Source organism: Methylomicrobium lacus LW14, assembly GCF_000527095.1.
GTDB classification, from domain to species: domain Bacteria; phylum Pseudomonadota; class Gammaproteobacteria; order Methylococcales; family Methylomonadaceae; genus Methylomicrobium; species Methylomicrobium lacus.
The window spans coordinates 21,457-46,709 of the sequence record NZ_AZUN01000001.1 but is presented as its reverse complement, the minus strand read 5'-3'; the positions used below and the strand labels follow the sequence as shown (position 1 = coordinate 46,709).

At 55.4% G+C, this 25,253-nt stretch carries 20 protein-coding genes and 1 CRISPR repeat array; of the genes, 5 read left to right on the top strand and 15 right to left on the bottom strand.

The annotated features are described in order from the left end of the window. Positions 1–169: 169 nt before the first annotated feature. The 5 genes from METLA_RS0100175 to adk form a co-directional block, all read right to left on the bottom strand. On the bottom strand, positions 170–2,872 hold the full coding sequence (locus tag METLA_RS0100175; RefSeq protein WP_245598705.1) for a motility hub landmark protein FimV: 2,703 nt from the start codon (positions 2,870–2,872) through the stop codon (positions 170–172). 79 nt (positions 2,873–2,951) lie between these two features. Continuing rightward, entirely contained in the window at positions 2,952–3,974 is a 1,023-nt protein-coding gene (locus METLA_RS0100170) for an aspartate-semialdehyde dehydrogenase (RefSeq protein WP_024296624.1), read from the bottom strand. Positions 3,975–4,075: 101 nt separating this feature from the next. Continuing rightward, on the bottom strand, positions 4,076–4,711 hold the full coding sequence (gene leuD / locus METLA_RS0100165; RefSeq protein ID WP_024296623.1) for a 3-isopropylmalate dehydratase small subunit: 636 nt from the start codon (positions 4,709–4,711) through the stop codon (positions 4,076–4,078). After that, positions 4,708–6,129: a 3-isopropylmalate dehydratase large subunit gene (leuC, locus tag METLA_RS0100160; protein ID WP_024296622.1), complete on the bottom strand. Its 1,422-nt coding sequence runs from the start codon at positions 6,127–6,129 to the stop codon at positions 4,708–4,710. The genes leuD and leuC overlap by 4 nt, the downstream gene beginning before the upstream one ends. 48 nt (positions 6,130–6,177) lie before the next feature. Continuing rightward, positions 6,178–6,816, bottom strand: a complete 639-nt coding sequence (adk, locus tag METLA_RS0100155; protein ID WP_024296621.1) for an adenylate kinase — start codon at positions 6,814–6,816, stop codon at positions 6,178–6,180. Positions 6,817–7,028: 212 nt separating this feature from the next. Between adk and METLA_RS0100150 the strand changes: the two genes are divergently transcribed. Continuing rightward, a complete protein-coding gene (locus METLA_RS0100150; RefSeq protein WP_024296620.1) occupies positions 7,029–8,279 on the top strand; it encodes an HlyC/CorC family transporter in 1,251 nt (416 codons plus the stop codon). Positions 8,280–8,288: 9 nt separating this feature from the next. Here METLA_RS0100150 and METLA_RS0100145 read toward each other — a convergent pair whose 3' ends face one another. Then, a complete protein-coding gene (locus METLA_RS0100145) occupies positions 8,289–8,948 on the bottom strand; it encodes a protein-L-isoaspartate(D-aspartate) O-methyltransferase (RefSeq protein WP_024296619.1) in 660 nt (219 codons plus the stop codon). Beyond that, positions 8,945–9,703 carry a 5'/3'-nucleotidase SurE gene (gene surE / locus METLA_RS0100140; protein ID WP_024296618.1) on the bottom strand — a complete coding sequence of 253 codons (759 nt, stop codon included), beginning with the start codon at positions 9,701–9,703 and terminating at the stop codon, positions 8,945–8,947. Before surE ends, METLA_RS0100145 begins: the two co-directional genes overlap by 4 nt. 76 nt (positions 9,704–9,779) lie before the next feature. Here surE and METLA_RS0100135 point away from each other — a divergent pair, with 76 nt between their 5' ends. Then, positions 9,780–10,355: a Smr/MutS family protein gene (locus METLA_RS0100135; protein ID WP_024296617.1), complete on the top strand. Its 576-nt coding sequence runs from the start codon at positions 9,780–9,782 to the stop codon at positions 10,353–10,355. Here METLA_RS0100135 and truD read toward each other — a convergent pair. Next, positions 10,349–11,377, bottom strand: a complete 1,029-nt coding sequence (truD, locus tag METLA_RS0100130; RefSeq protein WP_024296616.1) for a tRNA pseudouridine(13) synthase TruD — start codon at positions 11,375–11,377, stop codon at positions 10,349–10,351. The genes METLA_RS0100135 and truD overlap by 7 nt on opposite strands. 277 nt (positions 11,378–11,654) lie before the next feature. Between truD and METLA_RS0100125 the strand changes: the two genes are divergently transcribed. The 3 genes from METLA_RS0100125 to METLA_RS0100115 all read left to right on the top strand — a co-directional run bounded on the left by METLA_RS0100125 (position 11,655) and on the right by METLA_RS0100115 (position 17,938). Further along, positions 11,655–13,760 (top strand): Ig domain-containing protein, encoded by a 2,106-nt coding sequence (locus tag METLA_RS0100125; RefSeq protein WP_024296615.1) that lies wholly within the window; start codon positions 11,655–11,657, stop codon positions 13,758–13,760. 76 nt (positions 13,761–13,836) lie between these two features. Continuing rightward, positions 13,837–15,414: a PD40 domain-containing protein gene (locus tag METLA_RS0100120; RefSeq protein ID WP_161635365.1), complete on the top strand. Its 1,578-nt coding sequence runs from the start codon at positions 13,837–13,839 to the stop codon at positions 15,412–15,414. 268 nt (positions 15,415–15,682) lie between these two features. Continuing rightward, positions 15,683–17,938: a TonB-dependent receptor gene (locus METLA_RS0100115; protein ID WP_024296613.1), complete on the top strand. Its 2,256-nt coding sequence runs from the start codon at positions 15,683–15,685 to the stop codon at positions 17,936–17,938. A gap of 1 nt (position 17,939) precedes the next feature. On the opposite strand, the gene METLA_RS0100110 is transcribed toward METLA_RS0100115, so the two are convergent. The 7 genes from METLA_RS0100110 to cas7g all read right to left on the bottom strand — a co-directional run bounded on the left by METLA_RS0100110 (position 17,940) and on the right by cas7g (position 25,216). Further along, positions 17,940–18,578 (bottom strand): response regulator, encoded by a 639-nt coding sequence (locus METLA_RS0100110; RefSeq protein WP_024296612.1) that lies wholly within the window; start codon positions 18,576–18,578, stop codon positions 17,940–17,942. Continuing rightward, positions 18,578–18,703 carry a hypothetical protein gene (locus tag METLA_RS23670; RefSeq protein ID WP_281171914.1) on the bottom strand — a complete coding sequence of 42 codons (126 nt, stop codon included), beginning with the start codon at positions 18,701–18,703 and terminating at the stop codon, positions 18,578–18,580. Before METLA_RS23670 ends, METLA_RS0100110 begins: the two co-directional genes overlap by 1 nt. Positions 18,704–19,108: 405 nt before the next feature. After that, positions 19,109–19,723: a CRISPR direct-repeat array (repeat unit 37 nt; unit sequence GCTTCAATGAGGCCCCGGCTCTATGCCGGGGAAAACA). Between the two features lie 204 nt (positions 19,724–19,927). Beyond that, positions 19,928–20,224 carry a CRISPR-associated endonuclease Cas2 gene (gene cas2 / locus METLA_RS0100105; protein ID WP_024296611.1) on the bottom strand — a complete coding sequence of 99 codons (297 nt, stop codon included), beginning with the start codon at positions 20,222–20,224 and terminating at the stop codon, positions 19,928–19,930. Then, on the bottom strand, positions 20,224–21,945 hold the full coding sequence (locus METLA_RS0100100; protein WP_024296610.1) for a CRISPR-associated endonuclease Cas4/Cas1: 1,722 nt from the start codon (positions 21,943–21,945) through the stop codon (positions 20,224–20,226). The genes cas2 and METLA_RS0100100 overlap by 1 nt, the downstream gene beginning before the upstream one ends. Positions 21,946–22,047: 102 nt before the next feature. Beyond that, positions 22,048–22,569, bottom strand: a complete 522-nt coding sequence (locus METLA_RS0100095) for an REP-associated tyrosine transposase (RefSeq protein ID WP_024296609.1) — start codon at positions 22,567–22,569, stop codon at positions 22,048–22,050. A gap of 133 nt (positions 22,570–22,702) precedes the next feature. After that, on the bottom strand, positions 22,703–24,211 hold the full coding sequence (gene csb2 / locus METLA_RS0100090; RefSeq protein ID WP_024296608.1) for a type I-G CRISPR-associated protein Csb2: 1,509 nt from the start codon (positions 24,209–24,211) through the stop codon (positions 22,703–22,705). Positions 24,212–24,214: 3 nt separating this feature from the next. After that, a complete protein-coding gene (gene cas7g, locus METLA_RS0100085; protein ID WP_024296607.1) occupies positions 24,215–25,216 on the bottom strand; it encodes a type I-G CRISPR-associated RAMP protein Csb1/Cas7g in 1,002 nt (333 codons plus the stop codon). Between the last annotated feature and the right edge of the window lie 37 nt (positions 25,217–25,253).

Below are 25,253 nucleotides of genomic sequence, written 5' to 3'. Positions count from 1 at the left end.
TGCCGTGTGATGGCGTGGTAGGAAATTAGGGAGATTTTGCGCTGAGATCCGCCACGCTTCGCATATATGAGCGCTTCGCGGCAAATCAAAAGCGCTTGGCGGCATCGATCCGGGAGCAAGCCTATTGGCTTTGCTTCCGGATCGATGCCGCAGTCAAAAAAGAGGGGGGTTAAATCAACTCATCAAGCAGGACTTGCGCCAGCTTTTTTTGTTCGGAGCTGCCTTTTTCAAGCACTTCGGTGACGATGTCCTTGGCCGACTCATTATCGCCCATGTCCCGATAGGCTCTGGCGAGATCCAGCTTGGTCTCCAGCTCATCCATATCGGTCAAATCGGAAACCCCTGAGATTTCAAGGTCTTCGTCCTCTGATCCTTCATCTCCGAGCGAGGAAAAATCAAAATCAAAGTTAAAATCGTCGGGAAAAACACTGTCCGCATTGCCGTCGGCAGACTCTGTCGTCAAATCGAGCTGCTCGATCGTTGCCGTTTCGAAATCATCCAAGGGTTCCACCGCCGCGGATGAAGCCAGATCGAAAGCCAAAGACTCAAAATCAAATTCATTTTTATCGGCGGATAACTGAAGATCAGCCGAAGCATCCGGGCTTGAGGCGGCGGATGTCGATGCCTCTGCGGAGAACTGACCGAGGTCGAAATCGATGCTGGCATTGTTACGCGGTTCATCTTGATCAACCGTGTTTTCTACAGCAAAAGCGGCCGGATCGAAATCCGCAAACGCGTTGTCGGCAGTGGCTTGTTCCGGCTCGGCTGGCTCTGCAAAAGAAGCTTCGAATGCATCCAGATCAAAGCCGATATCGAAATCCTCTTGCGAAGGCGCGTCCTGCTTGGCCAGGCTGACCGGTTCAGGCTCGACGGCAACCGCTTTGCCTGCACTCGGAAGCGTTGACGCACCGGGTGAAAACAATGCCGAATCAGGACACATTTCCAGCCCCATTTCAGAGACCTTTTCCCAAAAACCCGGGTCCTGGCTTTTTCCGGCCGCGACTAATTCTTTCGCAAACGCTTCGAAACCTGTTTTGTTTTCGCTGGCATAGTAAATTTCAAGCAGCTTCAGCTTACACTCATCCCGTTCGGAATGGGCTTCGATCGCGTTGCGTATCAGCTCTTCGGCCTGCTGATAACGCCCGTAAGCCAGATAGACATCCGCCTCGGAGATCGGGTCGATTTCACCTTGATCGTTGTCGAAGGCGTCAAAATCGCTCGGCGTGAACTCGCTTAGGAAAGAACTCTCGCCAACCGGATTGACTTCGTAGGCGGTCTTTTCATTCAGCACCGGCATCGAAAAACCTGACTCGGTTTCCGGCGCTTTGTAAATGATGGACGGCGAAAACATGCTTTCGGTATTCAGCGAGTCTTCGCTTTCGCTTCGACGTTTCCGCCACCAAAACCACCCCAACAACGAGAGAACGGCCGCACCGGCACTGCCGATCAAGGCCAAGGGCAACGGCTCCTCGATCGGCTCAGGCACAGACGCAGGGCGGACAACCGGTTTATGAACCGGAGCCGGTTTTGCCGCCAGATCAGGCGCAGACGGCGACGGCTGAGCCGATTGCGCCGGAGTTGGAGTTACAGGTTCAGAGACCGGCTTCGCAGCTTGCTCGGCGGCAGCTTGTTCGGACGGCAGCGGAGCCGCCGCCGGGTCCGGTTGCGCTTGAGCGACGGTCGCTGCCGGCTGAGCCGGTGTGACGCCAGGCGCGGCTGCCGGCTGAGCCACAGGTTGAGTCTGATTCTGCAACGCGGCCAATTGCTGCTCTTTTATCGTCAGCAAGGCCTGTATTTTCGCCAACTGCTGCTCCATCGTCGCTAATCTTGCCTCCATTTCGGCGTTGGCCTTGGCGCTGGATGACGCGCCTTCCGCGTTGACCGCGTCGGTTTTGGCCGCATTTTGCTCCTGTCCCGGAGTAATGACCGCTTTTTCAGCCACCGTCGCTTCGGCAGGCGCCGCCAAAGTCAACTGATTCTCGATCGGTTTTTCAGCTGAACCCTCTTGTTTCAGGGCCGTTTCGTTGACATTGCTCGCAACCGATTGCGCCGGATTTTTCCAGGCTTGGGTTTGACGATTGAATTCGGCTAAGGCTTCCTGATGCGACAATTTGACGACGGTCTCGCGATCTGGAATCTTGACTTTGACCCTGGCCTGCAGGGCGTGCATATTGTCTTTATAGAATGCGCCCGGATTGGTCTGATAGATCGCGACCATCATTTGCTCGACCGAGACTCTGTAGGGCCTGCTCGCCTTTTCGGCAATGCCCCACAGCGTGTCGTTCTTCCGGGTCGGTCCGTAGACCCCCTTGACAATGTCATCTCTGCGCGCCTGACGCACTGGGTTTGGTGCCAAAGCGGGCGCCGAAGCCAGCGGACGCGGCTCCGGCGCAAAGGATGATGCCGGGTTAGCAGATGGCGCCGAGTAAGCCTGTGTACTGGCAATCGTCTCCGGAACCCGCATCATGGGCACGGTCGGCTGCGCATAGGCGGCCGGCGGGTCAACCATCAGCGAAAATTGACGATAGGAAGTGCCTTTCGGCCAAGTCACCTGTAACAACAGATCTAAAATCGGCTCTTTTAACGCTTCCCGCGATCTGACCCGGATCACCGCCGAGCCGTCGGCGCGCACGCTCGGCTCGAAGCTGATGTTCGACAAGAAATACGACCACGGCACGCCGCGCTCATCAAATTTATCGGGGGGCGCAAGGCTGACTTTCACGTCGGAAACTCTTTCGCCCGCCGACAACATCAAGGAAATCTCGGCATCCAGATTTTGATTGAGGGCCGAATGCAATTTAATTTCCCCTATGCCTAACGGATAGGCGGCTGCCGGTGTCAATAACGATAATACCGCTAAAGTCCTGGTCAAATTGCTTACGTTACTCTCTTTCACAATAATTACCTCGGTCTATCGCCGCAAACAGTTCAAATATGCTGTTAAGCTTAGACTAGATGTAATTTTTTACCAGCACCTCCGCGATTTGCACGCTGTTCAAGGCGGCGCCCTTGCGAACGTTGTCGCCGACCACCCAAAGGTCGAGTCCCAAGGGGTGCGAAACGTCTTCCCGGATACGCCCGACGAACACGTCGTCATGGCCTGAAGACTCGGTCACCGCGGTCGGCCAGCCGCCGTTTTTGCGTTCGTCGACCACTTTTACGCCCGGCGCGTGCGCGAGCAGTTCCCTGGCCTTTTCGGCGCTGATTTTGTGACGCGTTTCAATATGCACCGCTTCGGAATGGCCATAAAAAACCGGCACCCTGACCGCCGTCGCATTGACCTTCACCGAGGCATCGCCGAGGATCTTCTGGGTTTCCCAGACCATCTTCATCTCTTCCTTGGTATAGCCGTTGTCCATGAACACATCGATCTGCGGCAACACATTGAACGCGATCTGCTTCGGATAGACCTTGCTCTCGATCGGCTGGCCGTTCAGCAGTTTCGCCGTTTGGCTCACGACTTCATCAATGCCTTTCTTACCGGTGCCGGAAACGGCCTGATAAGTGCAGACATTGATGCGGTCGATGCCGACCGCATCGTAAATCGGCTTCAGCGCGACTAACATCTGAATTGTAGAGCAATTTGGATTCGCGATGATACCCCGGTTTTTATAGTCGGCGATTTTTTCCGGATTGACTTCCGGAACGATCAGCGGAATATCGTCTTCATAACGGAAATGCGAGGTATTGTCGACGACGATGCAGCCGGCCGCCGCCGCTTTCGGGGCGTATTCGGCGGACACCGAGCCGCCGGCCGAAAACAGGCCGATCTGCGCCTTCGAAAAATCGAATGTCGCCAGATCCTCGACTTTTAACGAGCCGCCCTTGAACGGAATGCGCTTGCCGACCGACTTGCTGCTGGCCAGCGCGTAGACTTCGCCAACCGGAAAATTGCGCTCTTCCAAAATCGACAGCATGGCTTCGCCGACGGCGCCGGTCGCGCCGACCACTGCAACGTTATAAACTTTTGACATTGAACAACCCTTCGAAAACAGCCGACGCACGGCTTATGCTGAAATAAAAACGCAGGCGGATGAAGCAGACCGCTTCATCCGCCAATGGCATGGAACCGGGATCAGCCTGCAAACAACCAAGGCGCGCGCTTGGCGCGTTTGACTTCATACTCTCTGATCTTGTCCGCCTGTTGCAGAGTCAAGGCAATATCGTCGAGCCCGTTCAGCAAACGATGCTTGCGGGCCGGATCGATATCGAAGCGAATCACCCGGCCGGACGGCGTGGTGATCGTTTGCGCGGCCAGATCGATCGTCAAACGGTAGCCCGGAACCAGTTCCTGGAACAAGCTATCCACCTCGGCGGCCGGCAACGCGATCGGCAACAGGCCGTTCTTGAAGCAGTTGTTGTAAAAAATGTCCGCGAAGCTCGGCGCGATGATCGCGCGGAAACCGTAGTCTTCCAGAGCCCATGGCGCATGCTCGCGCGACGAGCCGCAGCCGAAGTTTTCGCGGGTCAGCAGGATTTCCGAGCCTTGGTAGTCCGACTGGTTCAAGATGAAATTCTCGTTCAGCGGACGATTAGCGCAATCCATCTCGGGTTCGCCGCGATCGAGATAACGCCACTCGTCGAACAAATAAGGGCCGAAGCCGGCCCGGCGGATCGATTTCAAAAATTGTTTCGGGATGATCGCATCGGTGTCGATATTCGCGCGGTCAATCGGCGCAACCAGTCCTGTTATTTGTGTAAACGCTCTCATTGACGTACCTCCTTCTCCCAAGTGCTCACATCGACAAAATGACCCGCAATCGCGGCCGCTGCCGCCATTTCCGGACTGACCAGATGCGTGCGTCCGCCGTAGCCTTGCCGGCCCTCGAAATTGCGGTTCGAGGTTGACGCGCAGCGTTCGCCCGGCTCCAGCCGGTCCGCGTTCATCGCCAGACACATCGAACAGCCGGGATCGCGCCATTCAAAGCCCGCCTCGGTGAAGACCTTGTCCAGGCCTTCCGCTTCGGCCTGATGCTTGACCAGACCGGAACCCGGCACGACCATCGCCAGCTTGATGCTCGACGCCACCTTCTTGCCTTTCGCAACCGCGGCGGCCGCGCGCAAATCCTCGATACGGGAGTTGGTGCAGGAGCCGATGAAAATCTTGTCAAGTTTGATGTCGGTAATCGCCTGGCCCGGTTTCAGGTCCATGTATTTCAAGGCCTGAATCATGCTTTGCTTCTTGGTCGCATCCGCTTCGAGCGCCGGATCCGGCACCTTGTCGTCGACCGCGACCACCAACTCCGGCGACGTGCCCCAGGTCACCTGCGGCCGGATCGAAGCGGCGTCGATATCGATGGTCTTGTCGAATACCGCATCCGGGTCCGAATGCAGATTCTGCCATACGCGTTCGGCCATGAACCAGTCGTTGCCTTTCGGCGCATACGGACGGCCCCGGTAATACTCGATCGTGGTTTCGTCGACGCCGATCAGGCCCGCGCGCGCGCCGGCTTCGATCGCCATATTGCAAATCGTCATGCGGCCTTCCATCGACAAGGCACGGATCGCCTCGCCGGCAAATTCGAGCGTATAGCCGTTGCCGCCGGCGGTGCCGATCTTGCCGATGATCGCCAGTACGATGTCTTTCGCAGTCACGCCGGGGCCGGTCTTGCCATTGACCCGAATCAGCATGTTTTTGGCTTTTTTCTGCACCAGACATTGCGTCGCCAACACGTGCTCGACCTCGGAGGTGCCGATGCCGAACGCCAACGCGCCGGAGGCGCCGTGCGTCGAAGTATGCGAATCGCCGCAGACGATGGTCATGCCTGGCAAGGTCGCGCCCTGCTCGGGGCCGATCACATGCACGATGCCTTGACGCTCATCTGCCATGCTAAATTCGGTAATGCCGAATTCGGCGCAGTTCTTTTCGAGGGTCTCGACCTGCAAACGTGAAACCGGATCGGCGATGCCCTTGTCGCGATCGGTGGTCGGCACGTTATGGTCGGCCACCGCCAGGTTTCTGTCGGTACGCCACGGTTTGCGTCCGGCTAGGCGCAAGCCTTCAAAAGCCTGCGGCGACGTCACTTCGTGCACCAGTTGGCGGTCGATATAAATCAATGAAGAACCGTCGTCCTCGGTATGGACGACATGATCTTCCCATAATTTGTCATATAAAGTTTTACCCGGCATAGCTCTTATGTGTAGTTGGGCCGATGGGTACGGCGGAATGAAAGTGAATTAGTCTAAGACGGCAAGCAGTTTGGCGGTGATCTGCCCGACATCGCCGACACCGGCGATCGTAGCGAATTTAGCGCTTTGGCCCGCGGCGGAATAGTAGCCGACCAGCGGCTTGGTCTGATTATGATAAACCTCTAGGCGCTTGCGGACCGTTTCTTCCTTGTCGTCGTCGCGCTGAATCAATGGCTCGCCGGTCACATCATCGACACCCTCGACTTTCGGCGGATTGAAGATCACATGATAACTGCGCCCCGAGACCGGATGCACACGCCGGCCAGCCATCCGTTTGACGATTTCCTCGTCGTCGACCGCGATTTCGACGACATGGCTGATGTCGATGCCCATCGCCTTCAAGCCTTCGGCCTGTGCGATCGTGCGCGGAAACCCGTCGAGCAGGAAGCCGTTCGTGCAGTCATCCTGCGCGATCCGCTCCTTGATCAAACCCAGAATGATGTCGTCGGACACCAATCCGCCCGCATCCATCACTTTTTTGGCTTCAATTCCCAAAGGCGTTCCGGCTCTGACCGCGGCGCGCAGCATATCGCCCGTCGAAATCTGGGGAATATCATACTTTTGAGTAATGAACTGAGCCTGAGTTCCCTTGCCGGAACCCGGACTCCCTAAGAGGATGATGCGCATGAAATAACTCCCGGTTTTGCGTCGTTAAAAAGGCTTCTGCGTAAGAAGCTTGACCGCATATTCTATAACAATTCAGTTATAAACTGTTGTAAAATTTGATCACTTTTTGACAGGACATATTGACATTCGCGCCTGATTGCCGCAAGAAACTTGACAAAAATTTCTCACTTCGTAGAGACTAAACACTTCTTCCCTCACAGAGACTCCCTTCCTTGAACGATTTACCCCTCGGCCTGCTATGGGGCTTGCTTGCCCTGATGCTCGTTTTATCCTCATTTTTTTCCGGGTCCGAAACCGCTTTGATGATGTTGAACCGGTACCGGCTCAAACATCTGGTCAAATTAAAGCATGCCGGCGCGGTCAAGGCGCACACCCTGCTGCAGCGTCCCGACCGCCTGATCAGTCTGATTCTGCTCGGCAACGTATTTGTGAATATCGCGGCTTCCTCGATCGCGACGGTGATCGCGATCCGGCTCTATGGCGAGGATGAGTCCGTCATTACGATTGCAGCCGTGTTGTTGACGCTCGTGGTGTTGATTTTTTCCGAAGTCACGCCGAAGACGCTGGCCGCGGTCAAGCCTGAAATGCTGGCTTTCCCGGCCGCCTGGATTTATGTCCCGCTGCTGAAGGCGGCTTATCCCTTGGTGTTAAGCATCAACCTGATCGCTAACCTGCTGCTCCGTATGGTCGGAGTCCGGGTACACAAACACAATCACGAAACCTTGAACAAGGACGAACTCCGCAGCATCGTGGCCGAAGCGGAAAGCCTGCTGCCCACGCGCTATCAAAAAATGCTGCTCGGCATTCTCGATCTCGAATCGGCCACGGTCGAGGACATCATGACGCCGCGCAACGACATTTACGGCATTGATCTGGAATTGCCGACCGAAGACATCATCAACCAAATCAAGAACAGCCCGCACACCCGTCTGCCGGTCTATAAAAAAAGTATCGACCGGGTGGTCGGTTTTTTGCACTTACGCAACGTGCTGATCAAGGTCAATCAGGAAAACTTCGATAAGACCCAGCTGATGAATGCGCTGACCAAACCGGCATTCATTCCGGAAAGCACGCCGATTCATGAGCAAATTCAGCATTTCAAGATCGAGAAGCTGCGGATCGGTCTGGTCGTCGATGAATACGGCGACGTGCAGGGACTGGTGACGCTCGATGATCTGTTGCAGGAAATCGTCGGCGGACTGGTCGTCGATGAAGTCATCTTCAGAAAACAGACCGACGGCAGTTATTTGGTCGATGCCGGCATCACCGTCCGCGAATTGAACCGGCTGATGCAATGGGAACTGCCGACCGAAGGCCCCAAAACGCTGAACGGACTGATCATCGAATTCATGGAAACGATCCCGGAGGAAGGCACCGGCATCAAGCTGCATGGCTATCCGCTCGAAATCATCAAGCGCGACCAGAGTTCGGTCAAACTGGTCAAGTTTTTGTCTGGAAAATAAGACGCAGGCTCACGCCCGGCCGGCCAGAAACGGCACGAAGTTGACCGGCTCCAGCTCTTCGACTTCATAGCCGTTTTCGGTTCTGAACACGCGCAGCAATTCCTGGCGTTCGCCGCGTCCGATCGGGATGATCATCACGCCGCCGACCGCCATTTGTTCGAGCAGCATTTCGGGAATTTCGGAGGGCGCGGCGGCGACCAGGATGCCGTCATAAGGCGCATGTTCGGGCCAGCCCCAGCCGCCGTCGCTGTGCTGATAGCTGATATTTTTCAGCTTCAGGCTCCACAAATGATCTTTGGCCTTCTTCTGCAACGGCATGATGCGTTCGACCGTGTACACATGCTCGACCAGTTGCGCCAGAATCGCGGTCTGGTAGCCGCAACCGGTGCCGATTTCGAGCACCTTGTGGAGACCTCCGAATTCGAGCAGCAATTCGGTCATCTTGCCGACGATATAGGGCTGCGAAATGGTCTGATTGAATCCGATCGGCAGCGCGGTATCTTCATAGGCCCGGCTCGACAACGCCTCGTCGACAAAAATATGCCGCGGCGTCCGCCCCATCACATCGAGCACTTTATTGCTCTTGATACCCTGTTCGAGCAAACGCCGGGCCATCCTTTCCCGCGTCCGCCGGGAGGTCATGCCGATACCTTGTAGGGTTGGATTCATGCGCTGGTTTCCTCCGAAAGCCAAGTCCTGATCGTATTCACCCTATCATACCAGGTCAAATCCAGTTGCAGCGGCGTAATAGAGACATAGCCCGCACTGACCGCATCGAAATCGGTGCCGGGCCCCGCATCCTGTTCCGCGCCCGGAGGACCCACCCAATAGATCGCGCGTCCGCGCGGATCGCTCTGTTTGATCACCGGTTCCGACTTGTGCCGCTGCCCCAGGCGGGTTGCCCGATAGCCTTTCAGCGCTTCGAGCGGAATATCCGGCACGTTCACATTCAGCAAGGTATCCTGCGGCAAGGGCTTGGCGAGCAGACGCTTCAACAACACGACCGCGACCTCGGCCGCGGTCGCAAAATGTTTCGGCTCCTCGCTGCAAACCAGTGAAATCGCGACCGCCGGCAAACCCAAAAAGCGGCCTTCGGTCGCCGCGGCGACCGTGCCCGAATACAACACGTCATCCCCCATATTGGCGCCGTGGTTGATGCCGGCGATCACCATGTCCGGTTCCGGTTCCAACAGCCCGGTAATCGCCAGATGCACGCAATCGGTCGGCGTGCCGTCGACCTTGATGAAACCGTTGTCGGCGACATGCGCGCGCAGCGGCAGGTCCAGGGTCAATGAATTACTGGCCGCGCTGCGATTGCGGTCGGGCGCCACGACCGAAATATCGGCGTACGGGCGCAAGGCCGCGGCCAGCGCGGCAAGCCCTTCGGCCAGATAGCCGTCGTCATTACTCAACAAAATATGCATTTATCGTTCGCTCAAAAGCCGAATTCGCTATAAAATCCCGAAATATTAGCAACAATGCCCCACAAAATCAGCTTTCGTGACAAAAAAAATCCAGGATTCCGCAGACAGTGAGTTGTTTCGTCTTGCCATCGGCACAGTGCGCGCGATAAAAGACGACAAGATAACCCGCGCGAAAGCTGAAAAACCGAAACCCTACCCGAAAAACAAGCCGGTCGAGATCGAAAACCGGCTTGTCGAGCATCACGATTACGACCTGGACACGGTCAGCATCGAAGACCGGCTCAGTTATATCGCGCCGGGCCTGCAAAAAAATGTGCACGCCAAGATGCGCAAGGGCCAGTTCGGCCTGGACGCCGAAATCGATCTGCACGGCCTGACCAGCGCCGAAGCGAAGCGGCAACTGCTGGTCTTTTTGCATCGAGCTGTCACCGACGGCTACCGCTCCGTTCTGATCATTCACGGCAAAGGCTATCGCTCGCAAGACAACCTGCCGGTCCTGAAAAACAACCTGAATCTCTGGCTGCGCCAGCACCAGGACGTGTTGGCGTTTTGCTCGGCCAAGCCCAGACACGGCGGCGCCGGCGCGGTGCTGGTGCTGTTGCGGTTGGCGGAAAAATTCGCCAAAAAAGACGAGGCCGAGTGGGACTATTGATCATCCCAAGCCAGCACCTCCCTGAGCAGCGCGGTCGCATAACTGCCGGCTGGCAGCGAAAAGCTCAAGTGTAATTGATCCTCCGCAAACCGCCACGCCAGATCGGGCACATTGACCCGTAATGGCCGCCGCTCGCTTTCGACGCCGCTGTTTTGCAGCCCCTCCGCCAGCTCGGGAAAGCGCTCGATCACTTCGGCTTCCAAAGCCGACGCCGCCTCGGACACCCCACTGTCGCCCTTCCCCCACAACACGCCGGTCGGATGAATCTCGCCGGCGTTGAGGCGCCCGGCTATCGCCTGATCTTGTGCGTCGGCCTTGAAGCGGCTGTGCGAACGGTCGAACATATACACATCGCCCGGCAGCGGCAGATTCCAGTTTTGCGCCGCGACCCTAGCCGCCAGCAGCTGATTGAAGAGGAACGAGCGGGCCGCCGACAGATAGATGCCGCGCAACTCGCGGCCGATTTTCTTGCCCTGAAACAGGCTCAAGGCCTGCTCGACATTGCGGCCCTGATGCCCGAAACGCTGCTCGCCGAAATAATTGGCGATGCCGCTCGCCTTGATCGCCGCCAGTTTCTCCGCGGTTTGATCCTGGTCGCCCTGCCAGTCCCTAATCACCAGTTTGAAGCGGTTGCCGGCCAGCGCGCCGCGCTGCAATTTACGCGCATGGCGGACCGATTGCAGCACCTCGATCGAAGCCGAGGCGAACGCGGCCCAATCCGGGTCTGGCTTGCCCGGCAGCCAAACGCTGAACCATTGCGTGGTGACCGCATGCCGGTCCTTCAGTCCCGCAAAGCCGATATCGCGTTGCCTGACCTCCGCAAAACGGGCCAATTGCCTGGCCACATACTCGGTGTTCTCGCCGGTCTTGCGAATGAGCAAAAAAGCATGCTCGCCGCTACCTGAAGGCTCGAACGCCAGGATTTCTTCGACGCTAAAGTCTTCGGGCAGGACACGGATTTTGCCTGATCCCGAAGGACCGCCGTAAACAAAAGGCCAGGCAGGAATGGAATATAACGACATTTCAAATCAAATTTCAGTTGCGATGAATTCACCGGAAGCACCACGATAACAACACGGATGCGAATTGTCGATGCCGTCGCGTTCCTCTACACAATCAATCGTCTTCGATAATCCCTCAAAAAGATTTATTTAACTACACTTAAAAAATCAAATTCTATGGACAAATGATGCCTAATGCCTTTTTGCCGACCGAAAAAGACGAGGCCGTTTGTTTTTAGCACAGATTGTTCAATGTTCAGCTCTCGGCCAAACAATCATCTTCTTCGGAGATTTTTTAATGCGCAAAATTATTTCAACACGATTCATCATGGCTGCCTGCCTCCTAGGCTGGCTGTTAGCGTTTGCCTCAATGGCTCAGGCGGGCGGCACTTTCCGGTTTCTAACCCAAACCTTGCCTGGCGGCACAACCAATCAGGAATATTTCGCGGTTTTACTGACCGCAAATGCGGCAGGGCCCGTCACCTTCTCGGCTGTGAACTTACCAGACGGTTTGTCGCTCAATCCCCAGACCGGTTACATCACCGGCACCCCGACCAAATCCCAAAACTATACGCCTACCTTGTCAGCCTCTGACGGGCATACGACAGTCCAATTCACGATCACCGTTCATATTTCGGCGAGCGGTGGCGGCGGCAACGGCGGCTTGGACATTGTCACCTCGTCCCTGCCCAATGGTACGGTTGGGGTCGACTATACCTCTCCTCCCCTAACGCAGGCAAACGCCGTCTCGCCTTACCGATGGGGAGCCCAGAATTTACCGACGGGACTTTCTCTGAATGGGATTACCGGCGAAATCTCCGGCCAGCCAGTGGCCGCGGGTACTTTTTACGTGACTTTCACCTTGGCTGACGCAACGCCGCTGCAAGTCATTACGACTATCCCTATCACCCTATTTCCGGTTAACTCCTCTTTGAAATTCACGACTTTCCTTTTGAATAACGGCGAAGCCGGCACCCCCTATTCTGACACCTGGCATACCACAGGCGCCGCCGTCTGTGACAACTTGCCGGATCCAAACCAGATCACCTACTCCGCTTCGGGATTGCCGAAAGGTCTCAACGTTGATGCGGATACAGGAATAGTCAGCGGTACGCCTCAGGAGAACGGTACCTTTTCGGTCACGCTGACCGCAACGGATTGTGCCGGAAAAACCATCACGACCAACCTCTGGATATGGATCGCCCCTTCCAGCACCAGCAATTTTTACTGGAATTACTTCGGCATTCCCACTGCAATATATGGTATGCAATATGGAAGTACCAACTTTCCCATCCTCGTTTCCGCCGTAAACGGAGCGAACGTAACTTACTCCGCAATCGGCTTGCCTTCAGGCATCAATTACAACTCAACCACCGGCGAACTCTCAGGCATTTCCTATGAACCCGGCATCTATCCCGTCGTGTTTACCGCAACCGACACCGGGCCCGATCCGGATATCGTGATCACGTTAGCGACCGAATTCATCGTCCTGCCTCCGAATGGCGGCGATACCAACAGCCTCGCCGTCAATCTTTGGGTCAAGCGTTTACAGGTCGATACCGGCAATCCGGGCGGTAACGATGACAGTTGGAGCGCCACCTTTTTGTATAACGCCAACCGTACCGGCGGCGCGCTGTTCAACCCCGCCACGGAAACTTTCTATACCTCGCTAGGCGGCAGCGAAATCGAAATCAAGCCCGGAAGCTTGAAAAAAATCACCTCCGGCACGCTGGGAGTTTTGGCTTACGCCGCCCCGGATCAATCGGTCAAAGTCAGGATAGCGCCGAGACAGCAGACCCTCATTGTCGAAGCTCGCAACACCAATCTTGGGACCGGCCTGCCGGCAGACTTGCTGCCGAACGTGCTGATTCTGGGCGGCAAGGGCTTCAAGCTGAAAGAATTCCTGGATCAAAGCGGCACTTTCCGCGCACCGTTCGGTTACCGCAGCGCGGCATTTGTGGCGGTTAACGGTTTGCTGCACACCAATGCGACCGCCGCCAAAAATTATGCGCGCTTCAACCTGTTGCTGGCCGATCCGGCTTATGACTACGCCCCCGGCGATCCGGTCAGCATCAGACTATTGGATGGACAAACCGAGTTGGTCGACAAGGATTTGACATCGCTGCTTGTATCTTCAACCGGAGTGGACCGCGTAACCGGTATTTCAACTTTTAGCCTGAAAAAGACCTGGAAGAGCGATCCGGAAAGCAACAATAAGCTCGCGAAATTCTCTTTCGACTCGGCATCCGGAAAGCTCGGTTTTGAACTGAAAGCTCCAACCCTTGCCGCCCTGACTGATTCGGAAGAGCATCTGGGAGTTGAAATCAGCATCGGGCCTAAAACCTATTTCACGTCGGTGACTCTGTTCAAGATCACCGATGGCCGCTACTCGACAGCCAAATAACCCTGCCGATATTTAATTTAATACCACCTTACACGGAGATTTCCGCATGAAAACACTTTGCAAAGCCATATTCATCGTGCTGGCCGTCACACCGGCTGCTTTTGCAGCCAGCAAGGGAGGCACGACACTGATCAGCAAGTCATCCTTGGGCAATGCCGGCAACAAAGCCAGTCAGGCCGCCGCGGTTTCGACGGGCGGTAAAGCGGTCGCCTTCGAATCCGAAGCGACTAATTTCGTTTTGGGCGACACCAACCTGTCAAGAGATATTTTTGTCGTTAACGGTAAAACCATACAAAGAGCCAGCATCAACAGCAACGGTTATGAAGCCCAGGACGAAGCGTTCGGCTGGGACGGAGACCCCGAACGAGCCGATAGCTGGACACCGGTGATTTCGGCCAAAGGCTCCTCCGTGGTGTTTGTATCCCGCGCAACCAATCTGGATTTGGAAACCGATAAAGGGCTGATCACCACCAAGGAGACAGATCCTTCGTATGTTTATAACGAATCACAGGATACAAACGGCGTAGACGATATTTTCCTCCGCGACATTGCCAAAAAAAGGACTTATCGGGTCAGCGGAAAAATGAACGACTGTACCGCTACACCGAAAGATTGCACCAAACTCGGAGCACTGAAGATTATTACGGAAACCACTGAGGACAGCGAAAATCCGTCTATCTCGGGCGATGGCCGTTTCGTAGCCTACACGACTGAAACCCCGGCGGACTTGATTGCTCATAACGTATCGGGAACCGATTCCGCAAATAAAAAAGATGTCTTTTTACATGACACAAAAACCCATAGAACCGAGCTAATCAGCGGCCAACATGACGGTAACGGAAATGTCACGAGCTTTGCGGCTCCCGGCGACAGCGACTTCTCCGCCATCTCTCCAGATGGTCGGTTGGTGGTTTTGACTTCCAACGCAACGAACTTAGTGCCTGGCGATGTCAACGATACGGATACCGATGGTGATGCCGATGCGGGTGACAGCGATGTTTTCGCTTACGATACCCTCAATCGCAAAATGATTCGGATCAGCGGCCATATCAACAACGGCGTCGTCGATAGCGAAGCAAACGGAGAAAGTATCAGCAACCGCTTCTCGGTCGCCGGTACGAAAGGGCGCTATTTCGTCGCCTTTCATTCGAAAGCGACCAATCTGGATAGCTTGCAGGAAGCGGAATCGGACCCGAATGATTATGATGACGATGTCTTTGTCGCCGATTTACAGACCGATAAAACGACGAACCAGTTATCCATCGCCGAAATCCGCCGTGTCAGCGGCAAAGTCGACTTGGCAACGGGCCTGGTGTCCGAAGAAGCCAACGGCAGAAGCCGATACCCTGCGATCGCCGCGACAAAAACCGCCTATAGCGTAGCTTTTGAATCCGATGCTTACAACATACTGACTCCATTGTTCTCATGGCAGGAAGATTCCAATGACGTTCAGGACATTTATGTTTATGACGGTACCACCAAGCTGATGTCCCGCGCCAGCCTGGACCTGGAAGGATTCGAGCCTCAGGAAAACTCGGAGAATCCAGCCATTTCCTCGGATGGCAGAGCCGTAGCTTTTGATACTACAGACCCTTATATGGTGCTTCTGGACGGCAACCAAACCACTCGCGATGTGTTCCTGCGCCGCCGCTAAATCTGCCGTAATTGACCGATCGCCCGTTCAAGCGTGCGATCGGCTCTCAATATCAACAAGCTTGCGTGAGTCGTCATCGAAAGCCTGTTGTCGACTTTCACTTTCATATGAATTGTCCCTTCCTGATCCACTCCCGCGAGTCTCTATAGTGCTTTTGCCTACTTTTCGAAGCTATTTCCAATAAAGCAGAAAAGGAAATTTTCCTACTTCCTTTAGCATCCAGCCATGAAATAATACGCGCACTTTTAGCCTTGTCCGATTTTGATTGATGAAAAAGCGCACCACCTTCCTGGCCCTCACGCTAATGTTTCCTTTGGCGCAAGCCGCCGATAATCCGCCTGAAAATGAGCCGACGAAGCTCGACGCCTTCGAACTCCCCGAAGTCGAAGTGGTCAGCGATACGCCCCTCGGTGCAACCGGTTTGTCGCGCGAGAAAGTGTCCGGCAATGTGCAATCGGCCGAAGACGAAGACATCCATCGCCACGAAGCGCTTGAATTATCCGATTTCATGCGGCGCAATCTCGCCGGAGTCAATATCAACGACAACCAGAACAACCCCTTCCAGCCGGATATCACCTATCGCGGCTACAATGTGTCGCCGTTGCTCGGCACCCCGATCGGGCTTTCGGTCTATCAGGACGGTGTGCGCGTCAACGAAGCATTCGGCGATACGGTCAATTGGGATTTGATTCCCCAGAACGCCATCGCCAATATCGACTTGATCCCCGGCTCGAATCCTTTGTTCGGACTGAACACCTTGGGCGGCGCCTTGTCGGTGCGCACCAAGAGCGGTTTTAGCCATGCCGGCAGCCGCGCCCAGGCCTACGGCGGCTCGTTCGGACGCAAGGCGTTCGAGGCGGAGCACGGCGGCTACAAGGATAACTTCGACTGGTTTTTTGCCGGCAATATTTTCGAAGACGACGGCTGGCGGCCGTTTACGCATAGCGCCTTGCACCAGGCTTTCGGCAAGGTCGGCTGGGAAAACGACGATACCGACCTGGATTTGAGCTTCACGTTCGCCGATAACAAATTGAACGGTGTCGGGCCGGCGCCGGTCAGCGAGCTCGATAAGGACCGCAGGGCAATCTATACCGCTCCCGACACTACCGAAAACACCCTGTATTTCTTCAATCTGAAAGGCGAGCACCGTTTCAGCGAGCATTTCAGCATGGCCGGCAATGCCTATTACCGCGGCAATACGACCGATTCCGTCAACAGCAACACCGGTAACGTCGAAGAGACCTGCGAAACTTTGCTCAATCTGAGCGAATGCGACGACGGCACCGGCACTAGCGTCGCGCCGGCCTCGAATGTCGCAAACCGGATCGTGCAGGACGGCGCCGGTTTCAATGTACAAGCGACATCTACGCTGCCGATTCTGGATCACGACAATCAATTTACTCTCGGCAGCGGCTATAACGCCAGCCGGACTCATTTTACGCAATTGACGCAGGACGCAATTTTCAGTCCGAGCCACGCAACCATCGGCACGACGCCGTTCGCGACCGATGTGAATGTCAATGGCGAGAACGAATATGTGAACGCTTTTGCGACCGATACGTTCTCGGTTTTTCCCTGGCTGCACCTGAACGCCTCGGCGGGCTGGAACCGAGCCAACGTCGTGCTGCGCGACAATATCGGCACCGCGTTGAACGGCGACCACACCTTCGACCGGCTCAATCCGTCGGCGGGCTTTACCCTGAACCCGTTAAAGGCGCTCGGCCTCAAAACGCCGTTGCAGGAGCTGACCGCCTATGGCAATTACAACGAAGGCTTCCGCGCGCCGACGCCGATCGAATTGAGCTGCGCCGACCCCAATGCGCCGTGTTCGCTGCCGAACAGTTTCACCTCCGATCCGCCGTTGAAGCCGGTGGTTTCTAAAACGTTCGAGGCCGGGCTGCGCGGAAAATTCAGTGATGCCTTGCAGTGGCGCATGGCGTTGTACCGCTCACGGCTGAATGACGACATTTTGTTCATCAACGCGCCCGGCAGCGCGGTCAGCGGTTATTTTCAGAATGTCGGCGTGACCCAACGGCAAGGCGGCGAACTCGGTCTGAACGGCGTATGGAAAAAATTGAACTGGTACCTCAACTACAGTTTTGTCGATGCCACCTTCCGCACGGCCGCGACCCTCAATAATGCGGTCGGGCAAGTCAACGTCAAACCCGGCAACCACATTCCCGCCATTCCGCAGCAAACCGTCAAACTCGGCGCCGAATACGAAATTCTGAACGGCTGGTTTTTCGGCGGCGACCTGCAATACGTATCCAGCCAATATTTACGCGGCGACGACAGCAACCAGTATGCTAAGGTCAGTGAATACGCGATCGTAAATTTGAACACCCGCTATGAAGTCACCAAAAACGTCGAGCTATTTGCGATGGCGCGCAACGTGTTTGACGCGAACTACGAAACCTACGGCATCGTGAACCGGAATTTTTTCAAGGGTGGCAACCCCGAAGCCTTTTTGGGACCGGGCGCTCCGATTTCCGGTTGGGCCGGCATCCGGGTCAAATTCGAATGATTCAGATGATCTTCAAATCGATCGCGATGCGCGCCAGCTCGGCGGCGGTATTCACGTTTAATTTTGCCTTGATCTGCGTGCTGTAATTGGCCACGGTCTTCACGCCGAGGCATAATTCGTTGGCCGCTTCGTGCGTGGTCAAGCCCTTGGCGAGCAGCCGGAACACATCGAACTCCTTCGGCGACAGCGCCGCGAGCAAGGACTGCCGGCCGCTCTGCCCGGCCGGCGGCGCATATGCGGCATTCAAGCCGGCCTCGATGAAGGCGTTGCCGCCGGCGATTTCGCACACGGCCGTAATCAGCATCTCCGGCGCGCTGTTTTTGGTGATGTAACCCTTCGCGCCGGCCGCCAGCGCCCGATCGACATAGACTTTTTCGTCATGGATGCTGAAGACCAGAATCTTCGCCTCCGGATCGCGCGCCACGATCCGGCGGATGCCTTCCAGACCGCCGATGCCCGGCATCGACAAGTCCATCACCACCACATCCGGCCTGCAATCCTCATACAGCTTGCAGGCCTCCTCGCAGCGCGCCGCCTCGGCCACGACCTCGATCGCATCGACCGAAGCCAACAGCAACCGAAACCCGGCCCGCACCACCGCATGATCATCGACCAGCAATACCCTGATTTTCGTATCCATCACACTCCAACCTCATTGAACAGCCACCACAATAGCACGCCGGCCGCGATCAGAGCCAGCGCGATGACTTCTTCCGCAGGAGGTCGGGAGATACGACGCCAGAAGTTGGCTTTGCATCGATCCATCCATGTTTCAATCCGCTCCCGGCGGCTAGGCCGGGATATGCTCTGGACTGGTCTATAGGGAAGCAGAAGAAGGTGCTAAACCTGGTTAGATCGGCTTTGAAGATCGATGCAAATGCGCTGCTTGATCGGAGTCGCTATAAAGTTTTGAATTGATACCGAAGGTAGGAGGTCGGCAGTTCCTCCATCCCTGGTTGGCATATGCCCGCCAGTTGACCGGACGCCGATTTTCCGGTCGTCACCCTCGACAGCTATATGATACCAGCCTATAAAAATTGTTCATTTCTTTGTTTTTCACATCCTGAAAACTCTTTTTATTTTTGTTCCGTTTCATCTCTCTTCATTTTGTTTTATTTCCATTTATCTAATCTCTGTTCAGCAAGCGCCACGCGGCGACCGGCGGACATCGCTTCAATGAGGCCCCGGCTCTATGCCGGGGAAAACATGTGCTCAGCGATTTCCTGCGCGGCCAGTACGGCAGCTTCAATGAGGCCCCGGCTCTATGCCGGGGAAAACAATTTTTGTTACTACTCTTGAGCCGTACACTACATGCTTCAATGAGGCCCCGGCTCTATGCCGGGGAAAACAGGCACAGTAAAAGGAATGCCATCATCAGAAATCGATGCTTCAATGAGGCCCCGGCTCTATGCCGGGGAAAACGTAGAGTGCGGTTATATTTGCAGCCTTAGTATTAGCGCTTCAATGAGGCCCCGGCTCTATGCCGGGGAAAACCTGAAACAACGCGGTAATTTGAGCTTTAATAGAATCAGCTTCAATGAGGCCCCGGCTCTATGCCGGGGAAAACGATACGGTTTTAAGGCCGTCTTCGGAATCGGCTATGCTTCAATGAGGCCCCGGCTCTATGCCGGGGAAAACGAATCGGAACGCACAGACTCCCAGGCGGCGGTTTCATGCTTCAATGAGGCCCCGGCTCTATGCCGGGGAAAACAAAAAATCGGTCATGTGCTGCGATCATCTTCAATCAAGCTTCAATGAGGCCCCGGCTCTATGCCGGGGAAAACAGCCTGCTCTGAAAGGCTTGGTTTACGAGTCTTCCAGCGGCCAATTGCGAGCACTGCCAAAACAGCACGCCTGCCATTATACAAAACCCTCATCCAAAGCCAATCTTCATGTATAAAAACCTGATTTTTAAAGAACAATCGTTCGCGAGCGCTGACCGTGATTTTGACACCACAACAGCGCTCGCCGTGCTCGGCAAGAATAGCATCAAACGATCACCGGCTGCCGCTGCAAAACTTCAAAATCCTTGCCCAGGCTGACCACCTGCGGCTTGACCGATTCGGCGGGACCGATGTTGATGATCAGCACATGATCCTCGCTATGATGAATGATGCCATCCAACAACGCAATCAGCTCGGCATGGCGCTTGCGGCTCAAGCGGCATTGAAACACCGACAACTGTAACCAATCACCATAGCCCTTCATCAATCGGAACACGCGCCTCCAGCGTTTTGGGTCGCTGATATCGTAAGTGACCAGATACAAATATTCGTAAGTCGCCATCAACGTGTCGTAAAGTTAGGATACTCGGGCAATTCGCCGAGCAGATAACGGCCGAACAGCCGCGCCTGAATTTCAAACAATCGCCGGTATTCGATTTTATAGCCGAACAGCGGATGCGTGACCTCCTGCGCCAGACGGCGTTCGAAAGCCGCGATGAAACGTTTGCGCCCTGTGTCGTTCAGCGCCACGCTGCCGGCCGCGCTGACGAAATCGCTCGGCCGGACTTCGCCGTTGTTGATTACCTGCAATACGGCCGAATCGGCGATCAGCGGTCGGAAGGGCTCCATCAAATCGAGCGCCAATGCCGGGCGGCCGTAACGCGGCTGATGATAGAAACCTCGGTAGGCATCCAGCCCCACCGCGGTCACGTTCATCGTCCAGACCCTAACCAGCATCGAATAGGCGAAAGACAGCAAAGCATTGACCGGATCGGTCGGCGGCCTGCGGTTGCGAGTTGTAAAGTCGAAACTCATCTGCCGGGGATCGTCCGCTTTTTTGATCAGTTTGTCGAATGCACCAAAATACAAGGCCGCGGCCGCCCCTTCCACGCCCAAAAGATGCGCCAGATCGGTCGCGCGCATGGCTTTTTCGCCGAGCGCCTTCAGTTGATCGAGCAAGTCATCCGGCGTATCATCGCCGCGCCAATTACGCCGAAGCAGCGTCCGGCAATTTTGAATCTTCGCGCGCACCAACCCGCGCGCAATCGCCAGACACGTATGATCTTCAAAACTGGCTCGGTATTGTGCGGTGCGCAGTTCGACATTCTTGTGGCCGGTGCCGACGGTATGCCCGATAAACCAGCCGCCATAGCTGTGCCAGCTGACCGGAATATCGCGTCTCATCAAGTCCTGCAAACACGGCGTGGTAATATAGACATTGCCCATCACCACGACCTGAGAAACATCGATCAGCCGCGCGCTGTGCACAACCGTATCGTCGATGCTGATTTCGAGTTCTTCGGCTTTCTTCGCGATCTTGCCTTTGTAGGATTGTACATATACCGGCAGCGCCTCGTCGCGCATCACCGCCAAAGGACGCGGCTCGATCTCGCCGCCTTGCAGAAAATTGACTTCATCAGGCAGACAGATGCCGACCAGCGAACAGCGCGGGCATTTGGGGCTGTCGGCCAACGGCTGCGGAATGTGTCCGCCGGCAGCAATCAAGCGCAAGCCATTCACCGCATTCAGCGTCAAATCCTGCAAGTCCTGATCAAATTCGACCCGCACCCGTTCGCGGCTTTCGGCAAAATACAGTTCGCCTGCCTCGCAAACATAGCCGTGTTCCTTCAGTATCAGACCCTGCACGCAAAGCTGTACGCGCTCCGGATCGTAAGCGTTCTTGGCGATGTGCGGACGGCTGCCGCGCTTGTAGTCGACCGGCGTTATCTTGCCGTCTTCGGCTTCGATCAAGTCCAGTTTGGCAATCAGCCCCAACCGGTTCGACGACAGCGTGATCGAGCGGCCATGCAGCACGTCCCGTTGCTCGATCCCGCCCGCCTCGGGAAAATCCCTTTCCGGCCTATCCACGCGCCGGTGCGTATGTTTGCCTTCGACGGTATCGGCAGACGCCGCCCACTCGCCCTGCACCCATTCCAGATACGCCAGCCGCGGACAATACTGATACTCGTTGACCATCCGTGCCGGCAGCAGCGGCAGGTCGCCGCCGAGTTCCGGGAACGGCATCGGGAGTTCGAGCTGGATGGGATTGGCTTCGTCGGACATCGCCTTTTTTCAATCGCAAAAGTAGGGTGGATAAGCGCAGCGCATCCACCATAGGGGCCTAAAAGGTGGATGCGCTGCGCTTATCCACCCTACAGCATAGCTTCATTCCAAATCTATGCCACTTATCGATTCGGGCTCTCCTGTTACCTCCCAGTTTTCCGGATACCATCCCCTGGCTACTGCTTTATGAAACGACGAATATGGCCAGTCTGCGGGCGAGGCAGCCAAGCCGTGCTTGACCGGATTGTAATGGATGTAATCCATGTGCATTCGCCAATCTTCCTCATCGCGCAGCACATGATCCCAAAACCGCGGCTGCCACACGTCCATCGCATTGCGTGTTTTTCTTTTCGTACCGATTCGCTTCGAAACGTATTTTTTGATTTCCCGCCAACGTCCCGAAAAATCCGCATCGGCTTCGGGCAAGCGCCAAATACAGTGCAGATGATCGGGCAGCACGACGATGCCGTCGATCATAAACGGACGGCTTGCCATGACGTGATTAAACGCCTCGCGCAACACATCGACGTTTTCCGGCGCGGAGAAAATGGGCCGCCGCAGATAGGTTACGACGGTGAAGAAATAAACGCCGCCGGGAATGAAGACGCGTCGATAATTGCTCATGGACTCCTGCTTACGGATAGCGTAGCGTAGGGTGGATAAGCGCAGCGCATCCACCAAGAAGGCTCAGTACGGTGGATGCGCTGCGCTTATCCACCCTACAAACTTCCCCTTATCTGCCCTACGAAATTAACTATTATTCTAACGGCCTAAACAAGCCTAATCCAAAATGATTTCCAAATCCCAATGCCAAAATGCCGGGTATCGACTCGCTGAATCTCAGTTGCCATAATGATCCATGAGTATCAGGCTGAATCAATCCGCGTTTGCGCCGGAAGCGGTGAAAGTCAATCGGACATAAGTTGCGGCCTTCCACCGATACCTCATCAATCGGTTGCAGCCAGTCCAATGCAGGCAACCCGCGTTCCCGGCATTCCCTGCGAATTTGCGCTTCCACATCGAAATTTTTCTTGCGGTGCCAAGGATGCAAGTAGGGCGTAACCGATTGCCAAACTGCCGCTTGTCGCAACAACGGCACTTTCCCACCGAATTCGGACTTTTCGCCAATGTGCTCCAGCAACAACCGCCATTCCTGTCCGTCGCGGTTTTTGATCTTGTCCAAGCTTTCCAGAACTCGGCGAATGTCCACACCAAAACCATCGGGTATATGAATGATCGCATGATCGATTCGGCCTGAGGCATTCGATTCTGGAATGAAAAAGGCGTGTTTATGACGGTTATCAACAGGCAGTCCGTGGCCGGACAATAAAGAAGGGATGGCATCCTCACCAAGTAAACGCTTGGCCCTACCCATTGCCGCCTGACGCAAACATTCGCCAAACCTGACCGCATCTTCGATGCGCGGCAAGGGCTTGCCGTAGACGGCGTAGCGCACGGTATCGGCCGGTAAAATCAAGCGTGAGCGCGGACGGCTTGCGGCATTCGCACGCAATGCCTCGATCGGGCGCTGATACAGCCGTTTTTGCGCGGCGGGCGGCGCGCTCCAGCCGGCGGCTTGTAAATCGGCGGTATCCAAACCCAACGCATTCAGCCAGTTTTCAGGCAATGTGTTTTCGATCGGCTTGCGCTCCTTGCTTTTGATCTCTCGTGCCGCGAGTCCCTGCAAAAAATGCTCGCGAAAAGACGCATAGCTCTCCTGAGACAACGGGCAATAGAGAAATACCGGCTCGCCCACCATTTCACCAGTTTCGGTATCGACGGTGGATTCGCCCGGACAACAATTCAACTCACCGTTCCAATCGGATAGACGTTTGGCCTCGACCCATGATTCCGCGCGTCCCAGATAACCCAGCGCTTCGAGCAAAACATCGAGCAATTCGGTTTGCGCCTCATCCAATACCAGATTCGGCCAGCAAACGATCACTTCTTGATCGGCATCGATTCTCGCGAAGGCGTCGAAGATCAACGTGCTTTTTTGTCTGACAGGCATATAGTGCCGGGTATGGGCATGGACTGCGGCGGGCAACCGGTAATGCGGCGCTTCGCCGGCAAGCGCCGACAATAACCGTCCCAGATGCTCTTGCGGGTAGCGTTGCGGATCGAGCTTTCGATGCCAGACCGCAACCAGCGCGCGGCAAATCCGCCAACTATCGGGCGGCCAGGCAACGTCGGCCTCGTTGACATGCCGGCCCCACGGCGTGGCGTGATAACGCCCGCCTGGAAAGGTAAGCGACAGTGTCAACATGGTTTATTCCTCGGCTTCCGAACCGTCTTCGGCTTTTTTCTTTTTCTCCGCGCCTTTCTCCCAACGCACCACGGTCACGCGCGGCTCGGCAAAACGGTTCTCTTGCCCGGTTTTCTCTATCAAACCGGGCAAGGCCGATTCTAAATCGGCACATTCGGGAAGCATCCAGGATTTCGGGCGGGTCAACGTCAATTGCCGGACCTCCAGATCGCAAGCCGTTCTCAGTCGTAATCCTTCGTCAAGAAAACGACGAATTTTATAGAGCGCCAGACTGATTAGTAGTTGCTCGACGTTCTGTCCCAAGCCAAAACCACGAATTTGCGCCAGATCGATATTGAAATAGGCGGTGATCTTGGGAGCGGTGTAGTCGTCGCGGGAATAAGGAACGTTACCGAAACCTTTGGCGGTATCGCCGGATGGATTGACGTGATCGTTTTTTACGCCGCCGCTTTGCGCCAAGTTGACATCTTCGGCTTCGATAAACGCCGATAAAACGCGCGGCAAACGCAAACGTCCGCCCGCCAATTGGCTTTTTGCCAAAAAGATACCGTGCAACAAAGCATTGCAGTCATACTTCAACACGACCGCCGCGAGTTTCCGAATATCGACCGCGCCTTCGTCCATGTCCGCCAGTTCCTTTTTCAGCATGTCGAAAACCGACGTGTCTTTGCCTTCCAGGATATACGGCGAGTTGAGCCGATGCGCTTCCAGGACGGTATTGGTCAACGGCTTGCCCTGCTTATCGACGACTTTGACCAAAGGCAGATTTTTCAACGGTTCGACCCAATCGTCGGCAACACTATTCCAGCAGACGGTTTCAAGTCGATTGGCCATGCTTTGCGCGGATTCAACCAAGAGCAAGCGGTTGCCGTTGGGCCCATCATAGACGGCTGCGCCCAAATCCGGAAAGCCCGTCGGCTGGAAACGTGCGCCTTGCAACGGTTGCAAATCGGCTTCGATCAATAAACGCGGGGCGCTTTGTAATGCGGAAAAATCTATGCTCATGTTTTAAGTCCTTATTGATAAATTGGGTTGTCTTTAA